Genomic DNA, 17,135 nt, shown 5'->3' on the forward strand with positions numbered 1-17,135 from the left:
AAAATTACAATCAACAGTATTCGTGAAAACTCAAGAAATCAATCAATGAAAAAATATAAAATACAGGTTCTAATAGGATTTTCCCTCTTTGTTTTTGGATCTGTTCAAGCCCAGAAAACAGATCAGTTTTTATCACTTGATATGGGTGGTGGACTGCATAGTATGCAATATTCTCTTCAAAATGGGAAAGTAAAAAGACAGTTTGGATATGGCTTCCATCTGTCTTACAGCTATTTTTTTAATTCACATTGGGGAGTGCAGACAGGTATTGGAATGCAGAAGTGTCGAAGTGAGGCAACCTTAAATTATCAGTCGAGTACCAGCGAAATTGATTCTGATGGCGATTCGTATGAGTTTCGTAACAGGTTTGATAACTGGCAGGAAAAGCAAGATGTTTATTTTGTTGACATTCCGTTATCCATACAGTATCAAAAGATGTTAGGGAAAAAGTTTGGGATTTTAGCTGGGTTAGGGGCTCAAATATCTATTCCTGCACAGGCTGCTTATGAAACAACAGGAGGTGAAATGGTAACCACTGCCTATTACAGTCAGTGGAATGTAGAGTTATACGATTTGCCGCAACATGGTTTAGGCTCGGTTACAACTAAATACAAAGGCGACATATCTTTAAATCCATCTTATTCTGCGATTGCAGAATTGGATGGGTTTTATCAAGTATCTGAGAAAATAGATGTGTATGCAGGATGTTATTGTAACTATGGTTTTACTAATTTAATAAGCCCTGAGAAAAAAATAGTTTATCAGCCAGACGGAGTCTACAATGGAATCTTAGCATCAGATCAGGTTTCTAAGGTTGATCTGTTGTCATTTGGACTTAAAGTTGGAGTCCGTTTCCGAATAAATAAGGTAAGGCGCAGTATTAGCAGGAAAAAAGGATCAATAAACGAGGCACAAACAGCAGAACATTCTGGTTCGTTGCTCCCAGCAGGTTCGGTAAAAGAAGAATTAGGTATTGAAGCAGCAAAAACAGGATCAATGAACGAGGTACAAGCAACAGAACATTCCGGTTTGTTGCTACCCGCCGATTCGGTAAAAGAAGAATTAGATATTGAACCAGTAAAATCAGAAATTAAAACCTCAGTTAATAAAGAAGAAACACCAATTGAAAAGGTAAGACAAATATCAGACTCTATGAATCTGGAGTTTAGTTTTAATTCTATAGAACTTATAAAAGAGCAAGATAGTAATTTCAAGATATTGAGTAATCTCTTGAAAGAAAATCAGGAAATACAGTTGCGAATAATTGGACACACATGTAATATTGCAGATTATGAAACAAATATGATAGTTGGTTTAAAAAGAGCAGAATATGTAAAGTCTAAATTAATTGAGTTGGGTGTTCCTCCTTTTCAAATGGAAATAGAAAGTAGGGGTTTAAATGAACCACTTTTTGAAAATACATCCGAAGAAAACAGAGCGAAAAATAGAAGAGTGGAAATAAAGGTTATCTCTAAATAATGAGGTTTTGTTGGATGAGCAGGAGAGAGAGGGATTATGCCTCTCTTTTTTGTTTTCGTAATGAGCACGTTAAGAATCCCAAACGGATACTTCTCGTCCCTTTTTCAATATTTTAAAATATGCTCAAAAAAAGAGAGTCTCAAATGAATGAAACTCTCTTTCTAGATTAGAATAATACAATTAACATCTTCGGGAGTTATTGATTTTAGTGTTATTTCCCCGAAGGAAACTCTTGTTTTTTATTCAATAGTGCTTCATCATTTGCGATCAATCATTTTCCCCAATCTAGATCATTGCATAAATGCCGCTAACTAATCCTTATGGTAGTTTATTTCAAGTAGATCCCATCTTTTTTCTAATTTTGATTATGAACCTAAAAACTTAGAGTAATCCTTTTCTTCTTTGATTGTCCAGCTAACTTCGGCATATGCAGCCAGTCTTGGAAATATCTGTAAATTTATTTTCTGAACTGTAGGAATCCATTCACTCCACATCTGACATCCCAGTCCCAGAATTTTGGAATCATATTTTGGATCCAGACCTTCGGGGATTGGGTCGAATGAATAGGCTTTAGTCAAGGGAATTGTTTCATACTCTTTTGCAACTGGATGATTCAAATGAACATGTTCGAATAATTTCTTCACCACTTTAAAAATTATCTGGCTTTAGAATGACTTTTATTAAAACCTTTAGTTAGAACGTTTATTAAAAAAAAACAGGAAGGAAGTCACTTCCCTGGGATCAGTCTGTTATTTTTAATACAGGTTGTAAATGGAAGATCGTTTGTGTGGTTTAATCCAATTTCCGATCTTTGCTGGATGAAATGTCAAAAATACTTTTAAAGCTTTTAAAAAAACTGGAGAGGCTGTTGAATCCAACACTGTTTATTATTTCGGTAATGTTACCTTTCTTGTTTTTGATCATTTGAACCACTTTTTAAGCCTGTGATTTCAGGATGTCTTTGGTTGATTGGTAATGGCATTTAGTTTGCGGTATAAATGCGTGAAACTAAGGTTCATTTTTGAGCTGATCATTTCAACGGATAAATCAGGATTACTAATAAACTAACTAACTAACAATATTTGATAAGACTAGAATGTAATGATGAAATTTAAATTGAAAATGTTTTTTGTATTGGCTCTTTGTGCGGGGCTTTTGTCGTGCAGTAATACAAATAATTTAGAGTATGCGAAAGGAAGAAATTCTTTTAATAAGGAATGGGAGTTTGTTAAAGATGTAAACAAATCGGTTGATGAATTGATGAATCGTAAAGACAAGGATTTTTCATGGGAGAAAGTTTCATTGCCTCATACTGCAAATATTGAACCTTTGGTGATTAAAGGCGATCAGTGGCAGGGAACTTGTTTTTACCGCAAATATTTTTCTCTTTCCAAGAATTTATCCGGGAAGCATTTGGGATTGTATTTTGAAGGAGCTATGCAGGTTGCAGAGGTATTTATGAATGGTAAACTGCTTTATACCAATCTGGGAGGTTACCTTCCTTTTTATGTAGATATTACAAAAGATGTTGAATTTGGAGCAGATAATTGTCTTCTTGTAAAACTGAATAATAAAGATAATCCTGTCGTTCCACCGGGGAAATCATTAAAAGTACTTGACTTCAATACTTATAGTGGAATTTACCGCAATGTTTGGTTGGATGTAAAAGATCCTTTGCACATATCGAACGAAATGGAGGTGAATCACATTGCTGCAGGAGGTGTATTTGTAACTTATAGTAATGTTAGTGAAGAGTCGGCTAAGGTTCATGCTCAGGTGGATGTAAAAAACGATTTAGCCACTGAAAAAGAAGTGGAAATTCAATTGGAATTAATTGATGAGACTAAAGCAGTAGTTGGGAGTTCTTCTCAAAAACAAGCACTAAAAGCCAATTCTACAGCAAAAGTAAACACGGATATAGAAGTTAAACAACCAAAACTTTGGTCGCCTGGTTCTCCGTCTCTTTATACTCTCAGAATTAAAGTATTGTTGAGGGGAGAGGAGTTGGAGACCAAAGATGTAAAAATAGGAATCAGAACATTTAGCATCACAGCAAAAGAGGGGTTTACAATAAATGGAAAAAGGCTGAATTTGCGGGGAACCAACCGACATCAGGAATATCCATATGTGGGATATGCTATTTCAGACAATGCCAATTACAGAGATGCCTGGAAAATTAAAATGGCAGGTTTCAATATTGTGCGTTTGTCGCATTATCCTCAAAGTCAGTCCTTTTTAAATGCTTGCGATGAGTTGGGAATATTGGTTATGGATGCCATACCTGGCTGGCAGTTTTTTGGGGATGAGGAGTTTCAGAAAAATGCAATTCAGGATGTACGTAAAATGGTTCGGGCTGATCGCAATCATCCTTCTGTAATAATGTGGGAATCTTCCTTGAATGAATCAGCAATGAATCAATCTTTTATGGAGAAGTCGCACGAAGCAGTTCATGAAGAATATCCCGGAACTGATGTTTATACCTGTGGATGGAAAGATTTTGCATACGATGTTTTTAATCCCGCCCGTCAACATGCTAAGCCTCCATATTATTGGAATAAGTATGAAAAAGACAAACCGTTTTTTGTTGCTGAATATGGCGATTGGGAATACTATGCCCAAAATGCCGGGTTCAATCAAAAAGCCTTTCAGGATTTGTCTGATGAAGAGCGGAACTCCAGACAGTTAAGAAGTTCTGGTCAGAAACGATTGTTGCAGCAAGCCTTGAATTATCAAGAGGCTCACAACAGTAATCTTCAGGGAAAAGCGATAGGTGATGCCAACTGGCTGATGTTCGATTACAACCGTGGCTATGCGCCGGATCTGGAATCTTCTGGAATCATGGATATTTTCCGTCTGCCTAAATTCGCCTATTATTTTTACAAAAGTCAGACAAATATCGGAGAATCAAAACTAAAACAGTTTGCCGAACCAATGGTGGCTATTGCCAATTATTACAATGATCCATCCTTTTTAAATGTGAAGGTGTACAGCAATTGCGAGGAAGTGGAGCTATTGGTAAATGGCAAAAGTGCAGGAAAACAAAAGCCTGATCAGGATAAAAACAGTACTCATTTAGCGCATCCTCCGTTTTCATTTCAGTTAACCTCATTTACGTCAGGTGAACTGGTGGCAAAAGGATATATGAATGGCAAAGTAGTATCCCAAGCAGTTCAGAAAACTCCGGGCGAAGCCGTGGCTTTGAAATTATGGATTGATGAAAGTGGTAAAAAATTAGCAAGTGGGTGCAACGATCTTGTGTTTGCATATGCTGCGGTAGTTGATAAAGAGGGTAACATACTTCCTTTGGCTGAAAATAGTATCCAATTTATGATTGATGGAGAAGCAGAGATTATTGGAGCAAATCCTGTTGATGCCGAAGCCGGAATAGCAACTGTTTTGCTGAAGGCAGGAGACTTATCAGGCGATATTAAACTAACAGTTGTGTCGGAAGGTTTACTTGAAGGTACTTTAGAGGTTCATATCGAATAGTAGTATTATTAATGGCAATCAACAGTTGAACTGATATCACAAAAAAGTTACTTAAGCAACTAAAAATCAGCACCTTGCAATAGTCTCTCACGCTATATGTAGATATGATTCCCAAGGATAAATACGACAAATTAATAAGAATATATTTTATAATCTGTGATTATTACAACGAATTGCAATATTACTGTGAACGGTTCAGTAATAATAATACGCCAAAGTTTACTGATCAGGAAATAATGTATATACTAGCTGAAAAGGGGACCATTTAATAATTGAAAAGTATACCAGCTCAACTCATCAAAGAATGATTTTATCGTTCTTTAAAAAATGATAAGCATGTATACTGAACAGGAAATAATTTTACAGAGTTTTCGAGAAGGTAAAAGCCAACGTCAAATTTCAAGAGATCTTCACATTAGTCGCAAGACAGTTAAGAAGTATCTTAAATCTTATGAATCTACACTTTCAGCAGGAGAATCAACTACATTAAATCTTGTTGATCATCTATCTAAAAGATCAGGTTATGATTGTTCTACCCGCAAAAAGTATCGTTTAACATCTGATATTGAGCAGCGGATAGATAATTTATTAGAGGACAATAAGCTTAAGTTATTGGGTGGTTTACGTAAGCAGATGTTAAATAAAATTGATATTTACGCAGTCTTACAAAGCCAAGGATTTGATATCAGCTATAGTACAATATGTAATTACATTCGTAGTAAATCAGAAAAAACTCAGGTTAAGGAAGCTTTCATTCGTCAGTTATATCAGCCTGGAAGTTGTTGTGAATTTGATTGGGGAGAGATCAAATTAACTATTTCAGGAAAACTACGTCGTTTTCAATTAGCAGTATTTACTTCAGCTTATAGTAATTACCGTTTTGCAGCTATTTATCAGCGTCAGGATACTTTAGCTTTTATGGAATCCCATGTTGCTTTTTTCAGTTATACGGGAGGTGTTTATTCCGAAATGGTATATGATAACATGCGAGTTGCTGTGGCTAAATTTGTAGGTAAACACGAAAAGGAGCCCACTCAGGCACTACTTAATCTTCGAGGACATTATCAGTTTAGTCATCGCTTTTGTAATGCCTACCGAGGCAATGAGAAGGGACATGTTGAACGAAGTGTTGAATATGTGAGGCGAAAAGCTTTTGCTTTAAAAAGTGATTTTTCAAATATTGAGGAAGCGGATCTCTATTTGGCTCATATTCTTAAGACTATAAATGCCTCCAAGCAACAACTAACAGGCAGGAGTGCCGATGAGTTATTTGAAGAAGAAAAGCACCTGTTACTAAAAATATCTCATCCTCTTTCGTGCTGCGAAATGGTACAATTGCGTGTCGATAAATATGCGACTATTTGTTATCACACCTGCCGATATTCAGTGCCGGATAACCTTGTTGGCAAATTCGTATATGTTAAAATTTTCAGTTCCAAAATAGAAGTTTTTCAGGATAATACTTTAGTTTCCATGCACGATAAAACCTATGGTAAACACCAATGGATAATATCTATAGAACACTACTTGAATACTTTTAAGAGGAAACCGGGAGCATTGCTTGGCAGTATGGATCTGGCGAAGGAAGTATTTAAAAGAGCTTTATACTGTGCACTTTATTGATTGTCCTCGTGATTTTATTGATTTACTCCACTATTGCGATCAGCATCATATAGATGATCAAAAACTAGAGGTCAGTGTATCTCGATTATTAAAAAGCTGTAAAAATGGTGTTACATCAGAAAAAATAAAGGCTTTATTGGGCAATCAACCAACATCAAAGCCCAGTTTAGAATTTATACAGAATGAAACTAGTCATTTTGCAAAAAATCTATTAAAACAAGCCTCTAATTTATTCACTTCACAAGCACAATCATGATGACAGAAAAGGAAATTAACCAACAGATAACTATTTTGAGTAAAGAACTTCGTTTGCCTGTTTTAAGACGTGATTATAATATAGTGTCAGCAGAGGCCACAAAACAGCGACATAGCTATGAGATGTTTTTACTGAATTTAATGCAACGAGAGTATCAGCAGAGATTGGAAAATCGCAAGAAATCACAAATTCGTCAAGCTGGGTTTCCATCAAAATTGTATTTACAGGATTTAACAAGGAGTTTTTTACCCTTAGATGCTCAGGAAAAATTACCCCTGCTAGAAAAGCTTGATTTTATAGAATCAGGACAAAATATAATACTGGCGGGAAATCCCGGAACCGGTAAAACTCATATTGCCATAGGACTTGGATTAAAGGCCTGTCTGAATGGCTACAAGGTTTTGTTTACCTCTGTTCATAGATTATTGACTCAACTAAGAGAATCTCATTCTACCAGGATCTTAAGGCAGATGGAGATCCGTTTTGAAAAATATGATCTGGTAATCTGTGATGAATTTGGGTATATATCATTTGATAAGGCTGGTGCAGAACTACTCTTTAATCATTTGTCACTTAGAGCAGGTCGGAAATCAACAATCGTAACAACAAATTTAGGTTTTGATCGTTGGGAAGAAATATTTGGAGATCCGGTATTAACAGCTGCTTTAGTTGACAGATTAACACATAAAGCATATCTGGTAAATATGAATGGAGAATCATTCAGACTAAAAGAAACTATGGAAATAAACAAAAATTGAAATCAAAATCAAAGATTCTACTCTCAGTAGGGTACCCTACTGAGAGTAGAATGAAACTTTTTTATTAAATTGTTGTGGTATACTTTTCAATTAAAATACTGGTATACTTTTCGGTTACAATAAACAGAAATAATGACTATTTACCTTTATGCACTTCATCATCAAGGTCACACTAGAGTAAAACACATGTATCGGTTTGCTGATGAGTATTTAAGAACATGGTTTCCACATTTAGGAAGCTATCAAGCTTTTAACAAACGGTTAAATAGATTATATGGTGCATTTAATCGTTTAGTCAGCTTACTGCTTGAGAATCATGCTCCGGAAGATTGCCTGTTTGACCAGAGTCTTTTGGATTCAATGCCAATAATCACATGTTCCGGCAAGCGTCAGGGAAAGGTGGCACGGGAGCTGACAGACAAAGGGTATTGCTCAACAAAAAGCATGTACTACTATGGCATGAAGTTGCACGCACTGGGATTCAGGAGGATTGGTACATTGCCACACCCAGAACAATTGTTGTTGACGCCGGCTTCTGTAAATGATATTACGGTTTACAAGCAAGCTTGGGCTCAAATTGAAAATAGGTTTTTCTTTGGTGATAAAATTTATATGGATAAAGAACTAAACCAGAGTATGATTAAAAATTTAAACTCAGAAATGTTGACTCCTGTAAAAGCTGTAAAAGGCATGAACGACAGTATTAAAAAACGAATTAAAGCAGCTGATGATTTGTTTTCAACTGCAGTCTCTAGAGTTAGGCAGCCAATTGAGGCTCTGTTTAGCTGGCTTATCCAGAAAACAGATATTCAAAAAGCCAGCTTGGTAAGATCGCTCAAAGGTCTGCTTGTACATACATATGGGAAACTGGCTGCTGCTTTTATTAAACTAGCATTTTAACTATTGATTCGAATTACTTATTTAAATACAACAAACTCGCTCTTCCTTCGAGAAAAAAGTAAATCACAAGATTCAATAAAAGTAACTGTTGTAGCGTTCGAGAGTGTAAATCAAAATCCCCGAGCAACATTAATGTTGCTCGGGTAATTAGAGGTTAATTTTATACATATTGGTACATCCCTTCAATCTTACTCATCTCGTTTGAAATGAGCTTTTCGCTAGCTCTGGCATAGTTTTCTGTCATTCTGGCGTTGGTATGTCCCATCATCTTCGAAATAGCCTTACTATTGAGATTATTGCCCAAAGTAACAGTTGTTGCAAGTGTATGTCTGGCTGGATGGGTGCTTAGGTTATTACTGATATTAGTATTTTTTTATCTGAACTTTCTTTTCAGCCATGAGAAGAAGCCATCTTTATCTTTTTCGCCTATACTAATCTCAATATCATCACCATTTGAGTTGACTATAATATCACGATGCTTTTTCATTTTTATACCATTCTCAAAAATGATATAACTTCTATTTGCTTCAATAAATTCAACACCTTTATCTCTCAGTAATTGTTTGGCATCTTTAAGGAGTAGGTTTACACTTGTTACTGAAGGGCTGTCGATAAAATGCCAAATAGTATATTTTTCATCTGCTTTTACACATGATAGTTTAAATAGATCAAAATAATAGGCTTCCTTTTTCCCATTAGGAATGGAAATTCTTCCAGCCGATGTTTTTTTCTTTATTGTTGAGTTTAGTTTTAAACAAATGTTTTTAAGTTCTTCTTTACTTATTGGCTTACTAAGATAACCTTGTATTGAAGCAATTCCATCATGATTTATTACCTCTTGAATAGGGGTGAAGTTGCTAGTAATAAAAACGATTTGACTTTTGAAGTTGATAGCTTTTAAAACATCTCGTCCATTTATTCCAGGCATATCATGATCTAAGAAAACGATATCTGGCTTTTTACTATTTATAATTTCAATTGCTTCAAAAGGATCGCTTATTAAATCTAACTCATTCAGAAAAGGGTAGGTGCTTAAATGTCTATTTAATTCTTTTAGGAAGATGGGTTCATCATCAACGGCAATATAATTTAGTTGTATCATAGTGCAATCTTTAGATTAGCAATGTAAGTGTTGTTTACAATTTCGTTAGATATTTCATATGTGTTACTGTTTCGATTTATACTATTTTCAAAATCAGTATTTCCAATGCCTCCCAGAATTTTTTCAGGATCCATTTTTGGATGTAAAGGTGTTTCAATAGCGTAATGTAAAATGTTTTTTTTGCAAGAAAGCTCGATGCGTAAAGGTTTATTTTTGAAATACCCATGCTTTATTGCATTATCAAGGTAATTGAATAGTATCGTTGGAGGAATGTAAAAGTTTGAATTATCAAGTTCACTGACCATTTCCACTTTAATATCTTTATTTATTTCAATTAATTGGCAAAATTTCTGCAATTGTGATGTCTCTGTTTCTAGGTGTACTTTTGTAACACCAGAGCTGTATAAAAGATAGTTCAAAGTATCAATAAGAAGTAATAGACTTTTATCCAACTTTTCATTATAAATCTTGAGCTGATCTATTAGGTTTTCCTTTGTACTATATTTTTTTCCAAGTATTGAGAAACTTGTTTTTAGATCGTCATCATCGAATGATAATTTCGATTCAATGAATGTTTTGTTTATTAGATTTTTCAGAAAGTGAGGTGATAAACGATATGTCTGCAGTTGGTTAGCCGTCGCTTTGTTATTTTCTCTTGAGTGGAGCAATTGTTCGTATGAGCTCGAATATTTTTCTCGTATTTTGTTGAATTCAATTTTCAACTCAGATATTTGATCCCTAAATTGTGTTTCATTTTTTTGATATGATTCAATTTGTTTACGATTTTTATTTAGGTCGATTTTAAATTTTTCACGTTCATTTTCAGCCTCTTTTTTAATTTGATTCAAGTCAATCTCTAATTTTCCTTTTGCTAGTTCAGTATTCTTTATTGCCTGTTTAGAATCTAGTATATCCTTGTTCAAATCCTCATTATCCCATTGCGTAGATTTTCTTCTAAAGTATGAAATAATAAGAAGGATTATAAGTGCTATAATTAAAATGGCATTGCCGTCCATATCTATGGCATCATTTATTAGACGCTTAAAAAATCTCAAAATATTCATTTCGTTCCTTTTTTATTGGTGTTCATTCCTTTTTCAAAATATGACAATTTCTATCATATAGATTTGAACTGTATTCGAATTCAAAAATAACTAAAAGTAATTCATTTAAGTTAAATTAAAATAAGAAAATAATGAACAAGTCTAATGATCGTTGCTCAACAATTCACGAAAATAATAAACAGTTAATTCCTAGTGTTAATTTTCATCTTTGGGAGCCTTGTAATATGCGTTGTAAATTTTGTTTTGCTTCTTTTCAGGATGTGAAAAAATCCATTTTACCCAAAGGGCATTTATCGAGAGAGAACTCAATTGAAGTGATTAGACAATTAGCCAATCACGGTTTTAAGAAAATCACATTTGCAGGTGGTGAACCAACGCTTTGTCCTTGGTTATCTGAATTAATTTCAGAAGCAAAAGGATTAGGTATGACTACTATGCTTGTTACCAATGGTAGTATGCTTACAAACCAATTTTTAGAGGATAATAAGGATTATTTGGATTGGATAGCTTTAAGTATTGATAGTTTAAGCGAGAATAGTAATGTTTTGATTGGTAGATGTATTAATGGGAATTCTGTTCCGAGAGAGAACTATTATAAACTTGTACATAAGGTGAAGAAGTATAATTATAGATTGAAGATAAATTCTGTAATTAATAAATATAATTACTCCGAGGATATGCTTGATTTTATAACTGAGGCAGATCCTGAAAGGTGGAAAGTTATTCAGGCTTTGCCAATAAAAGGGCAAAATGATAAAGCGATTGAAGAAGTTTCTATTACTGAAGATGAGTTTTCAATTTTTTTAGAAAAACATAAAGATCTAAAATCAATGGTATCTGAATCAAATGATGAAATGAGGGGATCTTATGTGATGGTTGATCCTGCGGGACGATTCTTTGATAACTCACAAGGTGAACATGTGTATAGTGAATCAATTCTTACTAATGGGGCACGTTCAGCTATTGAGGAAATGAATTATAGTTTCACTAAATTCGAAAATAGAGGAGGGATTTACGATTGGGAGGGAAAAAGTCAAGAAAACAATTTACCAAGTAGAACTTAGTACATGACAATAATACAAATCATTGATTTCCAACAAAATAAGCCTCTGTATATTTAAATAAGACGTTGATTTTCATTATCTTAGAAGAATAATACCACTCATTTTTCTAATGAAGAAAATCAACGTCGAGAATAAAAGTAAGGAATTCATATCAATATTGAATACCCATTTTGAAGGAAAAGTTAATTTATCACGTCTGAAATTTATTTCCATGTTTGTGTTTGCCCTATGCAAAGTCCAGACTGTAGGTTTCGAAAAATTAGCTAACGCATTTGATAGTAAGGCTCAGGCAGAATCATGTTTAAGGCGTGTTCAACGTTTTATCGCGCAGTTCATGTTAGATTCTGATTTGGTTGCAAAACTCATTTTTGGATTATTACCCCAAAAAGAAAACTTGAGACTTAGTATTGACAGAACAAATTGGAAATTTGGGAAAACTAATATCAATATCTTCATGCTTGGTGTAACTTATAAAGGAGTGGCTTTCCCTCTGCTGTTTTCTATGCTGGATAAACGTGGCAATTCCAATTGCCGGAAGAGAATTGATTTAGTGAACCGATTCATACGGCTTTTCGGAACGGAATGTATTGACTGTTTGATGGCTGACCGTGAATTTGTTGGAGATAAATGGATCGAATATCTAAATGAAAATCGTATTCGATATTATATCCGAATCAGGAATAATTTCAAAATTTACGTGCCTCATAAAAATGAGGAAATTAAAGCAGCATGGTTGTTTAAATCGCTTAAGTTTGGGGAGTTTGTTCATTATAAACGAATTGTTAGAATGGGATCACAGCTTTGCTATATCTCTGGATGTAAACAAAAAGGCAAAAAAAAAGATGAAGAATTATTGATGATCGTATCGTTCAATAAACCAGAGCAGGCTCAAATAAATTATAAAGAGCGTTGGCAAATAGAAACTTGCTTCAGAGCAATGAAATCAAGTGGCTTTGACATTGAGAAAACACATTTACAAGCCATTGATCGAATTGAGAAACTGACTCTTCTTGTTATGATAGCTTTCGTCTGGTGTTATAAAATCGGAATATTCATACATGAAAATGTGAAGAAAATTAAAATAAAAAAACATGGACGAAAAGCTAAAAGTATATTCAAATGTGGATTATCTTATATTGCAAACGTCTTGTTAAATTCAGAAAATCAGAACAATATAAATGTGTTCAAGTTTTTGTCAGGTACTTAGCAAGTAGAATTACAATTTCAGGTAATGTTGCTTCAGGTAAAAGTACAGTTGGAAAAATTCTAGCTGAAAAATTGAATTATTCTTTTACATCTATTGGTTTAAGAACAAGAGAGTTTGCTAAAGAAAATAAACTCAGTATTGCGGAATTTCAGAAGAAGTGTCTAGAAAACCCATTATTAGACAAGAGAATTGATAAAGAATTCTCACAAGAATGCAATTCGTTAAAGAATTTGGTTATCGATTACCGTTTAGGCTTTCATTTTATTAATTCATCTTTTAATATCTTCCTAAAAGTTTCTGATGATGTAGCCTTAAAAAGACTTAAGAATGCTCAAAGAGATAATGAAACTTATCATACTTTAAATGAGAGGAATGAATCTTTCGTTAAGCAGTTTCATAAATCATATAATATCGATTTCACCTCAGAAAAGCACTATGATTTAATCCTTTCTGCAGATAACAACTCCCCAGAAGAAATAGCAAACTTGATACTACAGAAAATAAATTTTAATTAGGCTAATGATATGTGCTATGTTCTTAGAAAATCAAGATTCTATTCCTATTCTTGAAGAGTTACTTTTGGATTTGGATGCATTCTATATAAAGATTGAAGAAATACAACAAGTGTTTGAAAAAAGTGATAGGATAAGGTGATTATATTAGTAATGTTTATATCACCGAACAACATTGATATTGCTCGGGGATTTTCGCGCGTTGATTTTTATACATATTGGTACATACCTTTAATTTTACTCATCTCGTTTGAAATAAGCTTCTCACTAGCTCTGGCATAGTTTTCTGTCATTCTGGTATTGGTATGTCCCATCATCTTCGAAATAGCCTTACTATTGAGATTATTGCCCAAAGTAACAGTTGTTGCAAATGTATGTCGAGCTGAATGTGTACTTAAGCTTTTATTGATGCCACATAGGTCTGCTATTTCCTTTAAATAGGCATTCATTTTTTGGTTGCTGGGTACAGGCAATAGCTTTTGCTGAATCTTACAAATAGGATCGTCTTTGTATTTAGCAAGAATGGCTTTGGGGATCTCAAAAAGCGGGATTTCAAATTCGACTTTAGTTTTTTGTCTTTTACTTTTTATCCATATATTACCATCTATGCCTTTTACAATGTGTTCTTGGCAAAGAGATTTTACATCTGAAAAAGCCAATCCTGTAAAGCAACAAAACAAGTAGAGGTCTTTAATAATTTCAAGACGTTTGATTTCGAAGCTTTTCTCCATCAATTTTTTCAATTCTTCATCATCTAAAAACTCTTTATCTACTTTCTCCATTTTAAACTTGATCTTTGCAAAAGGATCTGATCTCATCCATTCGTTTGCAAGAGCCCAATTCGTTATTTTCTTAAAATTCTTAAGGTATTTAAATGTGGTATTGGTAGAACATTTCCGTATCGTTCTAAAGTAATGTTCAAAATCGCTAATAAATTGATGGTTGATTTTAGTAAGCGGTAAATCTTTTAAATTGTATTGTTGCTTTATGAAGTCTTGAGCGTGTTTCAAACAGGTTTTATACCGCTCTACTGTACCTTCTGCCATATCTATCCCAATACGTTTTTCACACCTTTCATTGTGTTTCTGAAAGATGCTTATAATGCTATAATCATCATTCTCCTGATTTAAGCTGGCTTTTACATTTTTACAAGTAAGCTCTTCCTGAATTTCAAGATCATTAATGATTTTCAAGAGTTTTTCATCCATATATTGAATGTATCGATTGTTTTCCTTTGCCTTAAGAGAATTGCCTTTACATTTCCCTTTATTAGAATCCCAGAACTTAGCATCAATACTTCTTTTAAGAGATATGTCTAATCTTTGACCGTCAATTGTAATTCTTACGAAGATTGGAGATTCTCCGTTTTTCAGTTTGGTAGTTTTTCTTGCAAAAAATAAAATTGAAGTTGTTTGTCTCATTTTTACTGGTTTTTAAATGTTTTAAAACGATTTTCAAAACTAGCAAACGAGTGATTTTTCGATAGAGCAAAAGGGTGTATTGTAGTGTATTAGCACCTCTGTAAGGTGTAGCGTTTTTCAATATTCTAATCTACACCTTTCAAAACACCATTATAATGTACTTTTTGGTGCTTTATTGCGTCGGTGCTAAATGAAGAAAGCCTTGTAAACGTTAAGTTTACAAGGCTTTTCTTTTTATTGCATTTCTGCATGGCGGAGAGAGAGGGATTCGAACCCCCGGTACCTTGCGGTACACATGCTTTCCAAGCATGCACAATCGGCCACTCTGTCATCCCTCCAAGCAATATCTGTTAGGATAATTGTGCGGGACAAAAGTAAAACAAAATAGCGGATTACAAAAGATATTATACGAAAAATGATTTAGAGCAGTCAATCGAATTTTACAGGTCATCAATTGTTTTTTGGAAATAGCTGTATATGTGGTTTTTATTGGGAAAAAGTACAATGATTCTGCTTCTTTTAATTTTGCAGTTGAGAGTCGGCTTTTTCTGCATCTTCAATTTGTTTCCCTTTTTCTAATTTCAATGTATATTGAACACTTTCCGGTATTTCATGCTTGTAATGACTTACATATATAAGACTTACATTGCTGTGTCTGCATATTTTTTCAATAATGCGTTTGAAATTATTTTGTTGGTGAAGGTCTAATCCTTGAGTGGGTTCATCAAATATCAGTAATGGTGGATTTTTTACCAGTGCTCTGGCAAGGAGGCACAAGCGTTGAGTGCTTGCCGATACATTTTTGAATCCTTGAGTGGCAGAACTCTCAATTTTAAGAAGCCGCATCCAACGTTTAGCAATTTCAGCTTTAGCAGGATTTGATTTTCGGAAGAGACCTAAAGTGTTGTGAAATCCCGATTCAATTACCTGAAGGCACGAATTTCCATTTGGGAAATATTGAAAGAATTCAGGAGAGACGAAACCAATTTTCTTTTTAATATCCCAAATGCTTTCTCCGCTTCCTCTTTTCACACCAAAAAGAGATATGTTGTTAGCATATGCCTGAGGATTATCTGCGTTAATTAAGCTTAATAAAGTTGATTTCCCGGCACCGTTATGACCAAGTAATGCCCAACGCTCACCTTGCTTTATAGTCCAGTTCACATGATCAAGAATGGTGTGTTCACCATATTTAATCACTACATCTTTCATTTCAACAATGTTTTCGAAATTCTCTTGTTTGCTTGTTGCCAGCAGCATTTTAAGTTCCTGAGAGTCAATTTCAGAAATGGCTGAAAAACTAACTTTTTCAGGCTTAAATTCAGATCGGGTGAGACTGCTTGTAATTCTTCCTTCGCTCAGAACAGCAACATGAGTAATTGCTTCCGGAATTTCGTTGGGCGAGGTAGTCATAACAATACTAATACCTGAATCAGATATTTCAGTTATCAGATTATTAATGTCTGTTCTCATAGCAATATCGAGCCCTGTAAGCGGATTGTCCAATAGGAGCAGCGTGGGATTTTTCAGCAGCGCCTTAGCTATAAGCAGTCTTTTTGTTTCCCCATTTGATAGCTTGATAAGGTGTTTATTTTTTAAGTTTCGAAGATGTAAGCGATCCAGTACCTTATTGAGTGTCCACGTTTCGGGGGGTGCAGATGCTTCAATTTTTGAAAGATACTGCTCAACGGTTTGAGTGTCCTCCGAATCTGCAGAGTTAAAGCGTTGCTGATAATAAAAACTGGTGGTGTTGGATAAATTTGTAAAATTATGCTTTGTTGAGACCTGACTGATTAAACTCTTCCAGGTAAAAAGAATTTGATTTCCATCTCGTTTTTTTGTTTTTTCATCCAGTAATGGATGTTTAAATTCTCCTTGCGAGATATGGAATTTACCAGCAATTGTTTTTAGAAGAGCACTTTTACCCGAACCACTTGCTCCGATTATCGCCCAGTGCTGCCCTGTTTTCACCGAAAGATTAATATTTTCAAGAAGAATCTGATTAAGATACTGTACTCTTACATTTTCAAAAGAAATAATGGTTTGATTGGTCATAAGAAGTTGGTGTGGGCAAATTTTCTGCAAGTGGTAACTTTGGAGTCATTCAATTTTTATCGAAGTAAAGATAATTTATCTTTTTAGGATTTTAATATTGAAAGATGAAATTCAACAGGTAGTAAATTTTATCCGTTCTTTTTCCTGTTTTAAAATTTAGCACATAAAACGAAAGTTTCAAATGAATGAAACACTTTTTACTTGT

Annotated in this window: 14 protein-coding genes and 1 tRNA gene; 8 read left to right on the plus strand and 7 right to left on the minus strand. The window is 34.2% G+C overall.

The genetic code is table 11. The features are described 5' to 3' along the window. The first annotated feature begins 45 nt into the window (after window positions 1-45). On the plus strand, window positions 46-1,479 hold the full coding sequence (locus tag ACHZAX_RS04550) for an OmpA family protein (RefSeq protein ID WP_320018188.1): 1,434 nt from the start codon (window positions 46-48) through the stop codon (window positions 1,477-1,479). 365 nt (window positions 1,480-1,844) lie between these two features. On the opposite strand, the gene ACHZAX_RS04555 is transcribed toward ACHZAX_RS04550, so the two are convergent. Then, window positions 1,845-2,123: a family 20 glycosylhydrolase gene (locus tag ACHZAX_RS04555; RefSeq protein ID WP_320018189.1), complete on the minus strand. Its 279-nt coding sequence runs from the start codon at window positions 2,121-2,123 to the stop codon at window positions 1,845-1,847. Between the two features lie 457 nt (window positions 2,124-2,580). Between ACHZAX_RS04555 and ACHZAX_RS04560 the strand changes: the two genes are divergently transcribed. The 4 genes from ACHZAX_RS04560 to ACHZAX_RS04575 all read left to right on the plus strand — a co-directional run bounded on the left by ACHZAX_RS04560 (window position 2,581) and on the right by ACHZAX_RS04575 (window position 8,505). Beyond that, complete coding sequence (locus ACHZAX_RS04560) at window positions 2,581-4,968, plus strand: glycoside hydrolase family 2 protein (protein WP_320018190.1); 2,388 nt, start codon at window positions 2,581-2,583, stop codon at window positions 4,966-4,968. 336 nt (window positions 4,969-5,304) lie between these two features. Further along, entirely contained in the window at window positions 5,305-6,591 is a 1,287-nt protein-coding gene (istA, locus tag ACHZAX_RS04565; RefSeq protein WP_320018191.1) for an IS21 family transposase, read from the plus strand. A gap of 252 nt (window positions 6,592-6,843) precedes the next feature. After that, window positions 6,844-7,605 carry an IS21-like element helper ATPase IstB gene (gene istB, locus ACHZAX_RS04570; protein WP_320018192.1) on the plus strand — a complete coding sequence of 254 codons (762 nt, stop codon included), beginning with the start codon at window positions 6,844-6,846 and terminating at the stop codon, window positions 7,603-7,605. 132 nt (window positions 7,606-7,737) lie between these two features. After that, entirely contained in the window at window positions 7,738-8,505 is a 768-nt protein-coding gene (locus ACHZAX_RS04575; protein WP_320018193.1) for a transposase, read from the plus strand. A 160-nt stretch (window positions 8,506-8,665) separates the two neighbouring features. On the opposite strand, the gene ACHZAX_RS04580 is transcribed toward ACHZAX_RS04575, so the two are convergent. From ACHZAX_RS04580 to ACHZAX_RS04590, 3 genes are read right to left on the minus strand one after another with little or no spacing between them, the layout of a single operon-like run. Beyond that, window positions 8,666-8,866, minus strand: a complete 201-nt coding sequence (locus ACHZAX_RS04580; protein WP_394698300.1) for a tyrosine-type recombinase/integrase — start codon at window positions 8,864-8,866, stop codon at window positions 8,666-8,668. A 12-nt stretch (window positions 8,867-8,878) separates the two neighbouring features. After that, on the minus strand, window positions 8,879-9,607 hold the full coding sequence (locus tag ACHZAX_RS04585) for a LytR/AlgR family response regulator transcription factor (RefSeq protein WP_320018194.1): 729 nt from the start codon (window positions 9,605-9,607) through the stop codon (window positions 8,879-8,881). Further along, entirely contained in the window at window positions 9,604-10,671 is a 1,068-nt protein-coding gene (locus ACHZAX_RS04590; protein ID WP_320018195.1) for a LytS family sensor histidine kinase, read from the minus strand. Before ACHZAX_RS04590 ends, ACHZAX_RS04585 begins: the two co-directional genes overlap by 4 nt. Window positions 10,672-10,802: 131 nt before the next feature. Between ACHZAX_RS04590 and ACHZAX_RS04595 the strand changes: the two genes are divergently transcribed. The 3 genes from ACHZAX_RS04595 (at window position 10,803) to ACHZAX_RS04605 (ending at window position 13,457) form a co-directional block, all read left to right on the plus strand. Then, window positions 10,803-11,735: a viperin family antiviral radical SAM protein gene (locus tag ACHZAX_RS04595; RefSeq protein WP_320018196.1), complete on the plus strand. Its 933-nt coding sequence runs from the start codon at window positions 10,803-10,805 to the stop codon at window positions 11,733-11,735. Window positions 11,736-11,844: 109 nt separating this feature from the next. After that, window positions 11,845-12,942, plus strand: coding sequence for an IS4 family transposase (locus ACHZAX_RS04600; protein WP_320018197.1), 1,098 nt, complete (start codon window positions 11,845-11,847; stop codon window positions 12,940-12,942). Then, complete coding sequence (locus ACHZAX_RS04605; protein ID WP_320018198.1) at window positions 12,855-13,457, plus strand: cytidylate kinase family protein; 603 nt, start codon at window positions 12,855-12,857, stop codon at window positions 13,455-13,457. The genes ACHZAX_RS04600 and ACHZAX_RS04605 overlap by 88 nt, the downstream gene beginning before the upstream one ends. Before the next feature lie 206 nt (window positions 13,458-13,663). On the opposite strand, the gene ACHZAX_RS04610 is transcribed toward ACHZAX_RS04605, so the two are convergent. The 3 genes from ACHZAX_RS04610 to ACHZAX_RS04620 all read right to left on the minus strand — a co-directional run bounded on the left by ACHZAX_RS04610 (window position 13,664) and on the right by ACHZAX_RS04620 (window position 16,930). Then, window positions 13,664-14,875, minus strand: a complete 1,212-nt coding sequence (locus ACHZAX_RS04610; RefSeq protein ID WP_320018199.1) for a site-specific integrase — start codon at window positions 14,873-14,875, stop codon at window positions 13,664-13,666. 250 nt (window positions 14,876-15,125) lie between these two features. Then, window positions 15,126-15,213: transfer RNA gene (locus tag ACHZAX_RS04615), tRNA-Ser, on the minus strand. Between the two features lie 181 nt (window positions 15,214-15,394). Beyond that, window positions 15,395-16,930, minus strand: coding sequence for an ATP-binding cassette domain-containing protein (locus tag ACHZAX_RS04620; protein WP_320018200.1), 1,536 nt, complete (start codon window positions 16,928-16,930; stop codon window positions 15,395-15,397). Between the last annotated feature and the right edge of the window lie 205 nt (window positions 16,931-17,135).

It is taken from the genome of Labilibaculum manganireducens (assembly GCF_963665805.2).
Lineage (GTDB): Bacteria > Bacteroidota > Bacteroidia > Bacteroidales > Marinifilaceae > Labilibaculum > Labilibaculum manganireducens.

Excerpts from the sequence above, each read along its gene's own strand:
- ACHZAX_RS04560 (WP_320018190.1), top strand. The coding sequence starts at position 2,581 with ATGATGAAATTTAAATTGAAAATGTTTTTTGTATTGGCTCTTTGTGCG.
- ACHZAX_RS04610 (WP_320018199.1), bottom strand. The coding sequence starts at position 14,875 with ATGAGACAAACAACTTCAATTTTATTTTTTGCAAGAAAAACTACCAAA.
- ACHZAX_RS04605 (WP_320018198.1), top strand. The coding sequence starts at position 12,855 with ATGTGGATTATCTTATATTGCAAACGTCTTGTTAAATTCAGAAAATCA.
- ACHZAX_RS04600 (WP_320018197.1), top strand. The coding sequence starts at position 11,845 with ATGAAGAAAATCAACGTCGAGAATAAAAGTAAGGAATTCATATCAATA.
- ACHZAX_RS04575 (WP_320018193.1), top strand. The coding sequence starts at position 7,738 with ATGACTATTTACCTTTATGCACTTCATCATCAAGGTCACACTAGAGTA.
- ACHZAX_RS04620 (WP_320018200.1), bottom strand. The coding sequence starts at position 16,930 with ATGACCAATCAAACCATTATTTCTTTTGAAAATGTAAGAGTACAGTAT.
- ACHZAX_RS04585 (WP_320018194.1), bottom strand. The coding sequence starts at position 9,607 with ATGATACAACTAAATTATATTGCCGTTGATGATGAACCCATCTTCCTA.
- ACHZAX_RS04590 (WP_320018195.1), bottom strand. The coding sequence starts at position 10,671 with ATGAATATTTTGAGATTTTTTAAGCGTCTAATAAATGATGCCATAGAT.
- ACHZAX_RS04595 (WP_320018196.1), top strand. The coding sequence starts at position 10,803 with ATGAACAAGTCTAATGATCGTTGCTCAACAATTCACGAAAATAATAAA.
- istB (WP_320018192.1), top strand. The coding sequence starts at position 6,844 with ATGATGACAGAAAAGGAAATTAACCAACAGATAACTATTTTGAGTAAA.
- ACHZAX_RS04550 (WP_320018188.1), top strand. The coding sequence starts at position 46 with ATGAAAAAATATAAAATACAGGTTCTAATAGGATTTTCCCTCTTTGTT.
- istA (WP_320018191.1), top strand. The coding sequence starts at position 5,305 with ATGTATACTGAACAGGAAATAATTTTACAGAGTTTTCGAGAAGGTAAA.